The organism is Mesorhizobium sp. M1006 (assembly GCF_040318825.1).
GTDB lineage: Bacteria > Pseudomonadota > Alphaproteobacteria > Rhizobiales > Rhizobiaceae > Mesorhizobium.
Genome location: NZ_JAMYMZ010000060.1, coordinates 1 through 12,295, shown reverse-complemented (window position 1 = coordinate 12,295; position 12,295 = coordinate 1). Strand labels below are relative to the sequence as shown.

Here is a 12,295-nt window from a genome sequence, read left to right as displayed (position 1 = left end):
GCGGTCCGGTAAGCCCTTGCGAACTACCGATGCTCTGTCGCGCCCCCGGTGCCGGCGAACTCCGGTCCCGCTTCCATAGGGAAGCAGACATGAACCCATTCGCAAAAACAGCTGCCGGCCTTTTCCTGGTGATCGGCCCACAGAGCAGCCAACCGCTCGAGGCGGAGAGGATTTGCTCTGCCATGGTCCAGAAACTATTCGAAGACCAAACCCGGACTCTGGATTCTCGAGCATGGCAGAATGCCGCGCAAATGGTACCGAACCAGGTGGAAACCGCCACGACTTCAAGAACGCTAAACCGCACGATGGACGTGGCGGAATTGCCCAGTGCCTTTGCGTCAATTTGCGCGAATGCCGCCGACGGCAATGAAGCTGGCGTCGGTCTGGCAAAGGCAATCCGTAGCTATCTGAGCAAACACGGCGAACCGACGGCGTTCAATTGCCTCGTCCTAGATCAATCCGACTCCGCGGAAGTCCGTCTATCTTTAACCTGCCTTGCCGTGGTCGAAGTTGGAAGCGCTGACAGTCTCGCCATCACCTCGATATTGCTCTCCGCATCGCTGAACCTGTCAAACGAGCAAACGCAATCCACTATCGCGCAGGTTTTCGGCCGTTTCAGCTCGCCGAGCGACTCACCGTACTACCTGCGCTTGTTCTCCAGCCGGCGGTCCCATAGTCAGAGACGTAGCGACATTCTGCAATAGACCCAAGGGCAAACAGAGGAATAGCTGATTGCGTCTGCGCCGCGTTGGTGGCTGCGGGAAATGACATCAAAAGGCTGCGCGAAGAAATAGCGTGGGAGGGCGAGGTGACCGTATAAACTGCGCATTTTCCATATAATTTCGGCCTTCGGGGAGACGGACTATGCACGATATTATCGACGTCCCGCAGAACGTCGGCGATTTTGCTGTGTGCTTGGCAGAATCTGGCGTCAATACAGTAATCCGGTACTACAACCATCGGAATAGTACACCATTTCCCTCAAAATGTCTTACAGGGGAGGAACTCGCCGCCCTTCATGGTGCTGGAATATCGGTAGCTGTGGCCTTCGAGCAGCGGGGTGGCTCGGGCGGCAATATCAGAGACTTGCATGGTGCGGCTGGAGAGCGAGACTCCGGTCGTGCGCTTGATCTGGCCGCCGCGTTGGGACAGCCCGAAGGCTCCGGAATCTATTTTGCAGTCGATTGGGACTACCACACACCACAGCATCTTGCACGAATAGCACCCTACTTCAGGAGTGTGCGGAATGCGTTGGCTGGCCGTTATCTCGTTGGCGTTTACGGATCGGGCACGGTCGGACACCACATGAAGCGCCAGGGGCTGGTGGACCATATATGGCTCTCTGGCTCGTTGGGATGGTCCGGAACGAGACAAGCGCTCAAGCAGGGGGATTGGTCGCTTTTCCAAAAGTTTATGGAAAAGCGTTCCGAGATCGGGGGCTTCGGATACGATGGAAATGTCGTCAATCCGGCCCTTGAAAACTTTGGTCAATTTGGGCCGGCAGGTACTCTCCCCTCTCGCGACGCGAAGGAACGTCTGCGTTGTTCAAAGTTGCTGCGCGAGGAGCGCTAAATCTTCGCTCCCGGCCGGGCAAGAGCTTTCGCATGGTCGATTCCTCCCGAACGGTACAAGGCACGCCCACGCCTTGTCAGGCTGCACCGGAAGCTTCTCCCGCTGCATCTTCGTCATCGATATCCCGGCATCGTTCATCCCTTCACAAACCGCTTGCCTTACGGCGCCATAGTGAAAGAGGATTATGAAAGGCTCCGAACCTGTATTCTCGTGGACACCCTCGGCCTTCCATAAACGACCGTTTGCGAAAGGAAGCTCCATGCTGATCGGCTATGCCCGGGTGAGCAAAGGCGACGAGCAGTCCAACAAGGCGCAGATCAAGGCGCTCACCGATGCCGGTAGCGAACGGATCTTTGAAGAGGAAGCTTCCGGCGGTCGATGGGAGCGCCCCGAACTGCACCGGATGCTTGATCAATTGAGGGAAGTCGATGTCGCGTGGCACTTATACGCGAGAATGCGGCAGTTCACAGCCTGTGTTCAGCGGGCTTAGACGAGCTCAAGAGCAGAAACGATAGGAGGCCAAAGGCAGTCGGCGTCCAGTTCGTGTTCCGCGCGACCGCCTGATGTTCGAAGGGCTGAGAGACAAATATCGGCTCATCCTCGATGTCTCGACTTGGACCGAGTACTTGAGACGACGCCCCATGAGCCTTGGCATTGATATTCCGCCAGTTGAACTCTTGTTTGCCGACTTTTGTCGGTTTGGATCATCGAGGAGCTCCGCATGGGTAAGATGGTCGTGTTGAAGCCAGTCGTTTGGAACAGCAATGGCTATCTCGGCCCCATCGGCGGAACCACGTCGAGCGGTTATGCCGGAGTTCATGGCTATGGCCACGAGGAATGGAATGGTCGGTCCGATTGGGTCTGGAAGGGCTGGAAAGTTTTTCACACCCAAGGGAAAGGCCGAATGTTCAGTTATGCCGACGAGGGCAACCTCGGCATCATCATGACGACGATGAGGGACGGTCAGTTCTATGCTGTAGGTGCCGCATGCGCCATTTATCAGAATGATGAGAACGATCGAGCGGCAATTGCCAAAGAGCTGGATCTGCGTAGGAACGGCAATGCACTCTGGAAGTTACCAGGGATCAAAAGCCTCAAGAAGAACAAGGCAGCTTTCGACGCCCATTGGGAGGATGCGTACGAATGGGTCCAATGGCGTTGTCCACAATCGCACTTCGTCTGGTTCAGCCCGTCGATTTTAATCATCCCTGACGACATCATACCCTCGAAACCTCCGTCGCCGCCTCGGCAGGCAATTATCAAGATGCATGGGAGCTACCAAGCGGTGAGGCCTGATCAAGCCTTGGCCATTATCGCCGAAAGGCTGCCATCTTCGCATCCAATCTTAGCGTGGCTATCGACGGATGATTTCGACGACGTGCGGGACCGGAGCGTCCGCAATGCGCCTCCACCGAGGGGCAAAGGGAGGAAAAGCGCTGGAACGGCCACCGATCCATACACCCGCTACCTCCAGGAAAATGAATTCCAAATTACGCCCAAGCATCATCACCTGCAGTCGGCTTTCGAGGCGTTTCTCAAAGCGTCCAACGCCACGCAAGTTGTACCCAACATGGAATGGGTCGATGTCCGCTATCACGACGCGCAATTCGGACCGGTGCTGGCAGAGATCAAGCCGACCGACCCGCTGACGATCCGTTTCGCGATACGGGCCGCAATTGGCCAACTGCTCGACTACCATCAGAAGCAAGAGGGCAATCCGCGACTCCTCGTTGTGACCGACTGCAGGCCATCGAATCCGGACGATCTCGCCTTAGCAACGGACAACGGCTTCGGCCTGGCATGGCGAGACGGGAAGAAATTCGAATTCCGATGGCCATCGCACCAAAATAGGCGCGACAAAAGGGGGTCATTGATCAATCGGTAACCGATCTTAGTAAAACTTAACTCCCAAGGTCTGGGCGACCTGCCCTAATCTAGCCGGCGGAGGCCATACTGACGAGGAGACGACAGCCGATCGCAAGGAGCGTCGGGACAAGGCGAAGCCCGGCGGCGCCAAGCCGGGACATAAGGGTCACAGCCGCCCTGAGCGAGGATTTCGATCGCCCTGGCTGCCGGGCCAGTCTGTCGAGCGATCTTGCTGCCGAATCCGTCAGCGAACACTATAGGATCGAGCTTCCCGCGATCAGGCCTTCGATTGAACGCCATCGGCGTCTGGCAGTCCGTTGCCTGTCCTGCGACACGCTGGTCGTCGCTTTCGCCAGCTTCGACTGGTTGCCTTTGACGGCGATCACGTACTGGCCGCCGCCCTCCCGCGCATCAGAATGCCTCGCGACCATGCTGACCTACCTCCACTGCTCGATCCGGCGGATACGCCTGTCATTGGCACGAAGGCGCGGCTTCACGAACCGCTCCTGCGGGGGCGATCGGAGATCTGCCATCGCCGTCCCCCGTGAAAAAAAATCGGAGCAAAATGCGTGCCGAATTGGCGTATCGTCTGCGCTGCACCGATTCTCGGTACCGGTGACCCGCCCTCTCTCCCTTTTGGTAGGGCTTCCGACATTCTTGCCCAGCTCGGCTGACGGAGGCCGGCAGCCTGCTGCTGACCGATCTTCCGCGGGCGAGAGAGCTCGAATCGCGCTCCGTTCCATTCGATCTTCCGGGTCCGATCGCCAAGGGCGGACGGCTGCGGCGCATTCGCATTCCCCGCCGCGTGCTGGCCTTGATCGGCGACTATGTCGATCTCGAGCGCGCGATCTTGGCCGAGCGGTCGGAACCTTCAGTGTCCGATCCGCTCTGGTTGATGCCTGAGGACAGGAAGGCCGTCGATACGACCGGAAGACGCGTTCGGCTCGACCGCCTGACGCCTGGCGAACGCCGCAAGGTGCTCATCGGCGGGCCCGGCAGGGCGCAGCATGCCTTGCTCTGGCTGACCGAAGGCGGCCAGCCCGTGCCCTCGGCAACTTGGGAAGCCGCCTTTCGCCGGGCCTGCGCCCGCTGCCGCCGCTTCGGCATTGATCTCGACGTGACGCCGCACACGCTGCGGCACGTCTTCGCCGTCAACATGCTTTCCATGTTGACACGCGAGCAGATCGGGACCGTGTTCGATCCGCAGGATCGGCATGGCGCGGCCTATCGGCGGATTCTCGGCGATCCTCTGCAGAAGCTCCAGCACCTCCTGGGGCACGTAGTGTCACCAGCACCTACATTTATCTCGACAGCCTCGCCGAGGCGCAGGAACTGGTCGAGGCGGCCGCAGATCGCTGGGCCGAAGATACGGCCGGTGATGTGGAATGACCACTGCGGTAGCTATGTCGGTGCGGCGGCCGGGCCGCCGTGCGCTCTTCCCCGAGGCGTTAGCTGATCCCGAGGGCGAGGCCGCCGCTGCGATCGCGTCGCTGCGCTTCACGGTTATCCTCGCGGACCGCAGCATGACGATCGACCTGACGATGCTCGCCGGCCGCAAGGCATTGGCCCGGACGCTGGCGGGGGCGCTCTGGCGCGCCTGCCAGGTCGGAGGTCCGGCCGGCTCGGTTTTCGACGGCCTACGCCTATTCCAATGCGCTCAAGATGTTCTGGCGCTATCTCGATTCCGACAGTCCGCGAGTTGCACGCCTTGCGGACGTGAGTGCTGCCTGCATGGATCGCTCCGCCGTCGGCCATAGCGTCGTGGTCGCGGCCAATCATTATGCCGACATCCCCGCACTTCGCCATCTGCACGAAGCGACCATCGCCGACGCCATGAGCGATGCACTCGACGCCGCCCTGCGCCCGTGCGTCCTGTCGTCGGACGAGGAAGCTGCCGTCCGCGCCGATCCGGCGGCCATCGGTCTGCCAGTCTCGGGAGCGGCTGCCGTTCAGGCCCTGTTGAGCGGCGAGCAGGACGTCTGGCTCGCTAGTTGCGGTGGCTTCTACAGGAGTCCGTTCGGCGCCGAGGGAGAGGCCTGTCCATCGCCGTTCTGGGGCTGTCTCGCATGCAACAACGCGGTGATCACCGCCCGCAAGCTGCCTGCGCTTTTGGCCTTCCTCACCTTCATCCGGGCGCAGAGACAGACACTCAGCGAAGCCGACTGGGCGACCAAGTTCGGCCGCGTTCATGGCCGGATCGCCGGTCAGATCCTGCCCCGGTTCAGTGATGCCGAGATCGAGCGGGCTCGTCAGGTCGCCGCTTCGGGCGCTGCGCTCATCTACCTGGGAGCCCCGTGATGCCAGGGTTCGCGAAGCGCTCGCCGCAGCCGTTGCTGCCGTCGGCCATCTATGGAGACGACGAGCCTGTGCTCGCCGGCATCGCGATCAGAGACGATGCCGACCGCACGCCGCTTCCCCGCTTCGGCGACGATCACTGGGATCTGGGCGCCGCCATTTTCCGGGTGAACGCGCGCTATTCCAATTACCGGCTCAACTTCACCCGCATCACCGATCCGGTGACGCGGCGGCTGGCGAAGGAGTATGTGATCGCCCGGCTGCGCATCCATGTGCCGGGATATCGGGCGCCCTGCGGCGCGACCTCGGCGATCCGTTTGCTGCACTATGTCCAGCATTTTGCGGCGTTTCTCATTGCACGGATCGGCGCGGTCGATCTGAGCCGGATACATCAGGCGTTGCTCAACGCCTATCTCATCCATGCCCGTGACAGCGGGCGACGAACGCCCCATGAGACGGTGAAGTATGTCGAGGTGCCGATTGACCTGCATCACCTGTCGCCATGGCTGACCGGCGGCGGGATCGGTTTTCTTCCCTGGCGTGGGCGCGCGGCTCACCGCGTTGCCGGACGTCCGCCGGCGCCCGCCGAGAACGCCACGCCGCGCATTCCCGAGCCGATCATCGGCGCCATGCTGCGTTGGGCGCACAAGTATGTCGAGGTCTATGCACCCGATATCCTCGTCGCGCGGACGGAGTTGGATGCTCTCGAAGCCCGCTGCGCCCGGTTGATCGCGCGGGACACACGGACCGGACGGGCCGTCGCCAAGACCTATCGCGCCCGCGTGGCGAAGTGGCTCGACGCGCGCCGGGCCGCCGGCCGGGGCGTGCCGATCTGGGAGCGCGCGCCCAACGCCGCCCGCCGGATTGATCCGCTGACCGGCCAGGTGATCCCGCCCTACAATCTCCACCTGATGCGCCTGCATGCTGGCGCGCCAGAGAGCGGTCGCGTCAGCCAGTCCGATCGGACTGCACAGCTGATCGATGAAGCGGCTGCCGAACTCGGGATCGAGGTTGGCGGCGTCGACACGCCAATCTCGAGCGATCCCGACACCGGCTTGCTATGGCGCGAGCGCTTCGACGGGCTGAGCCTCGCCCGCGAGGAGCGCATGCTGCAAGGTGTTTGCTATGTGGTCTGTGCCTATCTCACCGGCATGCGCGACAGCGAGGTGCAGGCCATGCAGCCGGTTGCGTGTCGGCGGTGCGCAGCGCTGACGGCCTGGTCGAGCGCTACCGGGTGCGCAGCACCGTCTACAAACGTCATGGCGCGCGCGGCGTCACGGCCGACTGGATCACGATCGAACCCGTCGCCCGGGCCGTCGCGGTAATGGAGGTTCTCTCGGCCCGCAATCGCAAGGAGAAGGGGCTCTCATCCCTATGGGTGACCCTGAAGGACTGGCCCTGGAGCGCCGATCATCTCGACGCTCAACCTGTTCCGCGACGGCCTGGATGCGCGCTCCGGAGACACACCGGCAATCCCGCGCATCGCAGACGAGCCCTGGAAGTTCACGACGCGGCAATTGCGCCGAACCGTCGCTTGGTACATCGCCAACCGGCCGTTCGGCACCGTCGCGGACAAGATCCAGTACAAGCACGCCTCGATCGCCATCTTCGAGGGCTATGCGGGCTCAAGGCAGGCCGACTTCCGCCTCGCCGTCGAGCGTGAGCGCGCACTCGGCCAGCTCGACGATATCGTCGTCCATTACGAGGCGTTTCTTCGCGATGAGGGTCCGGCTGGACCGGGTGCCGCGCGGTTGCGGCGCGAGTTCGCCTATGTGCAGGACGAGCTTGGCGATCTTCCCGGCCGGATAATGGACCGCAAGCGACTGCGCACGATGCTGGCCCATCTCGGCCGGACCTTGCACGTGGGTTTCCTCAACGACTGCCTGTTCGAAGCCGCGACCGCGCTTTGCCTTACGGAAGCGCCGGAGACCGAGCGACCGGCGCCGGCCTTGTCCCGATGCAGCCCTGATCGATGCCCGAACGCCTGCTTGACCGTCCGGCATCGTGAGCCCTGGCAGGCCTCGATCGCAGAAGGCGAAGCGCTGCTTGCCGACCGGCGCCTCTCACCGCTCCAGCACACAGCGATCCTGCGGGACCACGAGCGCAAGCGCCGGCTGATTGCACCTCTCCTGGATGGTGAGGCATGACTGCGCTCGGGCCAAAGAGCGAAGCGGCGCTAAGGGCGGCCATGGAGCGGCTGCTCGACGGCCGGCCCGATCGCACCGACGGCGCGCTTACCGTCTCCAACCTGGCGCGCGAGGCCAGCGTCAGCCGAGCAACAGCGAACCGTGCGGTAGATCTTCTCGCCGAGTTTCGTGCTGCCGAAGCGCGCCACCGGCGATCATCTCCTCAAGCACTGAAGGACCGCGTCCGCTCCCTCGAAGCCGAGCTCCGGGCCGTGCGCGGTGCCGAGATGGCCGAACTGCGCGCGCTCACCCGCACGCTCGCGGAGCACATCCAGGTGCTGACGTTACAGGTTGCCGAGCGTGACGCTGTGATTGCCGGCCTGCAAGGATGAACTGGCGCTGTCGAATGAGGCCAAGGTTGTTCCGCTGCGGCGCCCGCCGCGAGGCGGCGCTGGCTGAGAGCCACGCAACATCCTCACCGCCGGCCGGTCCTGCGGCCATCGGTCATGCCCGACGTCTCCTGTGCTCGCCCGTCGAGGCAGGGGCTCGGTTGTGGCAGACGCTGCCGGGCCGTCAACCCTGTTCCGCACCAGTAACCGAGAACAGGGTGTGACGGCCCGGCTCGCCGCGTCTGCCCCTGCCGCTTCGCCCTCGACGGAGAGGGCGAGCACAGGAGGCACCCATGACCACCGATCGCAACAGCCAAGCCCGGACCGTCAACGATATCTATGAGCGCGTCACCAACCAGATCATCGCCGCGATCGAGGCCGGCGCCGGCGAGTACCGCATGCCCTGGCATCACGACGGGTCGGCCATCACCACGCCCGTCAACGTCGCCTCACGCAAGACCTATCGCGGCGTCAACGTCATCACCCTTTGGGTTGCGGCGCATGCGGCCGATTATCCCGCCGGCATCTGGGGCACCTATCGCCAATGGCATGAACTCGGCGCTCAGGTTCGCAAGGGCGAGCGCGGCCAGCTCGTCGTGTTCTGGAAGACGAGCGATCGCAGCGGCGGCACAGATCGTCAGGACGACGGGGAGGATCACGACACGCCCGCACGGCGCCTGTTTGCCCGTGGCTACACCGTCTTCAATGCCGCCCAGGTCGACGGATATACACCGCCCGAGATGCAGCTGCTGCCGATGGCCGAGCGGATCGAGCACGCCGAGCGATTCTGCGCCGCCCTTGGCATCGACATCCGCCACGGCGGATCGCAGGCCTGTTACATCCCATCCAGGGATCATGTGCAGATGCCCGAGTTCGCCTGCTTCCGGGATGCCGTCGCCTACTACGCCGTGCTGCTCCACGAATGCGGACACGCTTCCGGCGCCAGGCATCGCCTCGACCGCGATCTCTCCGGACAGTTTGGCTCGGCCGCCTACGCCATGGAGGAATGCACGGTCGAACTTCTCAGCGCCATGATCTGCGCCGACCTCAGCCTCAGCGTCGAACCGAGGCTCGATCATGCCCGCTACATCGCCTCCTGGCTCCAGGTGCTGCGGTCCGACAAGCGCGCCATCTTCACGGCGGCAAGCAAGGCGCAACAGATCGCCGATTGGATGCACGCCCAGCAGACCGACGCTCAGCAGGACGAGGTCCGGGGCGCCGCATAGGCGCCCCCAGACGAAGTTCTCGTCCGAATGATGATAGCGGACATGGTGGATGAACTTGGCCATCGGGTCGTCGCCGAAGCCGGCACTATTGGTGCGCTGGCCCATATGCCTTGATGGGTGAGTTTGACCTCGCCATTCTCGACATCAACATTGGCGGTTTTGGCGTCGATCCCATTGCTGAGACCATCGAAAGGCGAGGGCGCCCTTTTCTGTTCATCACGGGCTATGGGCAGCAGCATCTTCCCTCCTTGTTCCGCCGAAGACCAGTGCTGGAGAAGCCAGTCTCCATCGATAAACTACGGGAAACGATCAATTCCCTCTCCTGACGACGGATGAAAGTGATCAGTAAAACGGCGTGGCGAACTTATTCAGTCCCGCGTGGATAACGTGAGATGCACGGCCATCATTTGCCTATTCTCAAATAGACCCCCCTCAGGCTGCACGAGGATTAACACCGCCGGTGTCTCTAAGGTGTCCTCGGTGGGGTGGACCCGGTGATGAGTAACTGAGAGACGGCAGTCACCAGTTGTGCCAAGGCAAATGGCTTCTGCAGAAGGACGCTGCTCGGGACACCTTCCGAAGGCCATTCGTTACCAGTGCCTGCGGTCATGTACACGACCGCAAATCCGGGGCGATCTTCCTCGCCTTCCGAGCCGCTTCCCAGCTGTTCATGCTGCCGTTCGGGTAAACCAAGCGCCCGGTAGTCCGCCTGCCCACTTTGAAGTCGGTTCACCGCCTCATGGGCGGATGTCACCATTGCCGGCTGGTAACCGCCTTCCGTCAGGGCATCATGGACGAGCTCCTGGATCGTCTCGTCAACTTCCACAACGAGAATGATTGGACGTTCTTCCACTCGCCTTTCCCCTCAGCGACACACACCGACCCAGGCCTCAATACGCGTAGCACCAGCGTCTGGTTCCCTGGCATCGTTCACAGGCTGTAAGGGCCTCGCGCATCGGGGTGCGCGAGGCCGGTGAACGTCTTTGACCGAGCCAAAGCCTCCGCCCGTTCACTCCTGACAAGTACTCTTCGATCATGATATATTTTGCGGATCGTGAACGATCTCGTAGAGTCTGTGAACCGTGGGAAGCAGCTGAAGGGTATAGGCGCTTAGCGTGATTACCTTGACCCATCCTTTCATCAACGATCCCAAGTATTGGCACGAGCGAGCTGAGGAGCTTCGCTCCATCGCGAAACTCCTGGATGACACAGAAGCCAAACGGCAAATGCGTGCCATTGCTGCGAGCTATGATCGTCTCGCCGACCATATGCAACAGCGGTCTAAAGAGACCAAAGTGGTGAAGCGAGCGCGCATCAACAGTAACCAAGGAGTCGACCATTTCATGCTCGATCAGCTGAAGCAAAACAACCGCGTTTGGGCCGAGGGCAAGCTCGCTGTCGATCCCGGCTTCTTCAAGAGACTGGTGGGGCAGCAGAGGCCCGAATATCTGTGGATCGGCTGCTCCGATAGCCGGGTACCCGCGAACGAGATCGTGGGGCTGGACCCCGGCGAGATGTTTGTTCACCGCAACGTCGCCAACCTCGCCCCGCCCCAGGATGCGAATTATCTGTCGGTGCTGCAGTTCGCCGTCGACGTGCTCAAGGTGAAGCACGTGCTGGTCGTCGGCCACTATGGCTGCGGAGGCATAGCCGCTGCAGTGGATGGCGAGCGCCGGGGCCTCGTCGACCACTGGCTCCATCCGATCCGCGAAGTCGCCCACGACCACAAGGACGAGCTGGCCGCCTACACCGACGACCGAGAGCGGCTGAACCGGCTCTGCGAGCTCAACGTCATCCGCCAGGTTAGGAACGTCGCGTCCGACGTCTTCGTTCAGGATGCTTGGGCGCGCGGCCAGCCATTGGCGGTACATGGCTGGGTCTATTCGCTGTCGAGCGGGCTCATCACCGATCTGAATGTGACTGTGACCGGCGGGCCGGTATCGCCCGGATGACAAGCGATTCAGGCGTCATTCGCGTAGGAGTAGTGAACGCTTGCGCACTGCCATCCGTCACCTCTTGCGTCAGCTCGGCCGATCGAGCACCACACCAGCCCGGGGCGAAACTGCTCTCTCGTTCGGCGAGGACGTCGCCGAGCTGGCCTGCTGTGCCGGTTGAACGACCGCCAACGTGCCTCAGCAATTCGCGCGTCTGTCTCACGAGCCAAGATCGCCCCGAAGCCCGCGGTTTTTCAGGAAAACGCCGCCGACAATCCGGCTGAGACAACTTAACTGTTCAGATAACGCGCCGAGCAGGTGAAGACGCTGGAGATCGAGAACGGACGCCTCGAGCTGCGAGCGGTTACAGGTCCGGACTACGGCAGGATTTTCGATGAAGAGTTGATCGACGCCGTGCAGAAGATCGCTGGCAACGGCACCGGAGACACTCGCTGGAAGGTGCCGGGAGTTCTCGATTGGTCGACGGGAATTTACAATCCGAATGTCGACATTTCCAATGCCACGACGACGCTCTATGCGTCCGACCGTGATGTCTTTGTCTTCCTCGTCGACGACCTGAATCCGATCGAAGCCGGCAAGCTGCCCGATGGCTCGCCCGACGTCTTTTTCAGGGGGTTTTATTGCTGGAACTCGGAGGTCGGCGCCCGCACGCTTGGAATCGCCAGCTTCTATCTACGTGCAGTGTGCCAGAATCGTTGCCTCTGGGGCGTGCAGGATTTCCAGGAAATCATTATCCGGCATTCCAAATATGCCGCCTCGCGTTTTGCCCTGGAAGCCGAGACAGCGCTGATCCAGTTCGCGGAGTCTTCGCCCATGCCGTTCGTCAATGGCATCAAGGCTTCGCGGGAGCGTGTCGTCGCTCGGGA

At 61.9% G+C, this 12,295-nt stretch carries 11 protein-coding genes and 3 pseudogenes; 13 read left to right on the top strand and 1 reads right to left on the bottom strand.

The window, feature by feature from the left end; translation table 11 throughout:
- Positions 1 to 89: 89 nt before the first annotated feature.
- From NKH60_RS30785 to NKH60_RS30730, 11 genes and pseudogenes are all read left to right on the top strand, one after another.
- A complete protein-coding gene (locus NKH60_RS30785; RefSeq protein WP_352509611.1) occupies positions 90 to 704 on the top strand; it encodes a glutamate acetyltransferase in 615 nt (204 codons plus the stop codon).
- A 160-nt stretch (positions 705 to 864) separates the two neighbouring features.
- Complete coding sequence (locus NKH60_RS30780; protein ID WP_352496686.1) at positions 865 to 1,572, top strand: DUF1906 domain-containing protein; 708 nt, start codon at positions 865 to 867, stop codon at positions 1,570 to 1,572.
- A gap of 259 nt (positions 1,573 to 1,831) precedes the next feature.
- The gene (locus NKH60_RS30775) at positions 1,832 to 2,062 is read left to right on the top strand and encodes a recombinase family protein (protein ID WP_502904052.1); all 231 of its coding nucleotides are present in this window, start codon (positions 1,832 to 1,834) and stop codon (positions 2,060 to 2,062) included.
- A 231-nt stretch (positions 2,063 to 2,293) separates the two neighbouring features.
- Positions 2,294 to 3,457, top strand: a complete 1,164-nt coding sequence (locus NKH60_RS30770; RefSeq protein WP_352774767.1) for a hypothetical protein — start codon at positions 2,294 to 2,296, stop codon at positions 3,455 to 3,457.
- Positions 3,458 to 4,243: 786 nt separating this feature from the next.
- Complete coding sequence (locus NKH60_RS30760; protein ID WP_352785522.1) at positions 4,244 to 4,894, top strand: site-specific integrase; 651 nt, start codon at positions 4,244 to 4,246, stop codon at positions 4,892 to 4,894.
- 275 nt (positions 4,895 to 5,169) lie between these two features.
- Positions 5,170 to 5,736 (top strand): hypothetical protein, encoded by a 567-nt coding sequence (locus NKH60_RS30755; protein WP_352785525.1) that lies wholly within the window; start codon positions 5,170 to 5,172, stop codon positions 5,734 to 5,736.
- The gene (locus NKH60_RS30750) at positions 5,736 to 7,058 is read left to right on the top strand and encodes a hypothetical protein (RefSeq protein WP_352509601.1); all 1,323 of its coding nucleotides are present in this window, start codon (positions 5,736 to 5,738) and stop codon (positions 7,056 to 7,058) included. Before NKH60_RS30755 ends, NKH60_RS30750 begins: the two co-directional genes overlap by 1 nt.
- Positions 7,059 to 7,250: 192 nt before the next feature.
- Positions 7,251 to 7,880, top strand: a complete 630-nt coding sequence (locus tag NKH60_RS30745; RefSeq protein ID WP_352785529.1) for a hypothetical protein — start codon at positions 7,251 to 7,253, stop codon at positions 7,878 to 7,880.
- Positions 7,877 to 8,251, top strand: coding sequence for a hypothetical protein (locus NKH60_RS30740; RefSeq protein WP_352874538.1), 375 nt, complete (start codon positions 7,877 to 7,879; stop codon positions 8,249 to 8,251). The genes NKH60_RS30745 and NKH60_RS30740 overlap by 4 nt, the downstream gene beginning before the upstream one ends.
- Before the next feature lie 290 nt (positions 8,252 to 8,541).
- Entirely contained in the window at positions 8,542 to 9,474 is a 933-nt protein-coding gene (locus NKH60_RS30735; RefSeq protein ID WP_352785532.1) for an ArdC family protein, read from the top strand.
- Positions 9,475 to 9,501: 27 nt separating this feature from the next.
- Positions 9,502 to 9,800: pseudogene (locus tag NKH60_RS30730) on the top strand (response regulator).
- A 140-nt stretch (positions 9,801 to 9,940) separates the two neighbouring features.
- On the opposite strand, the gene NKH60_RS30725 reads toward NKH60_RS30730, so the two are convergent.
- Positions 9,941 to 10,327, bottom strand: coding sequence for a response regulator (locus NKH60_RS30725; protein ID WP_352509593.1), 387 nt, complete (start codon positions 10,325 to 10,327; stop codon positions 9,941 to 9,943).
- 460 nt (positions 10,328 to 10,787) lie between these two features.
- On the opposite strand from NKH60_RS30725, the pseudogene NKH60_RS30720 reads away from it, so the two are divergent.
- Positions 10,788 to 11,410 (top strand): annotated as a pseudogene (locus NKH60_RS30720) (carbonic anhydrase); the annotation flags it as partial.
- Positions 11,411 to 11,714: 304 nt separating this feature from the next.
- A pseudogene (locus tag NKH60_RS30715) lies at positions 11,715 to 12,295 on the top strand (DUF932 domain-containing protein); the annotation flags it as partial.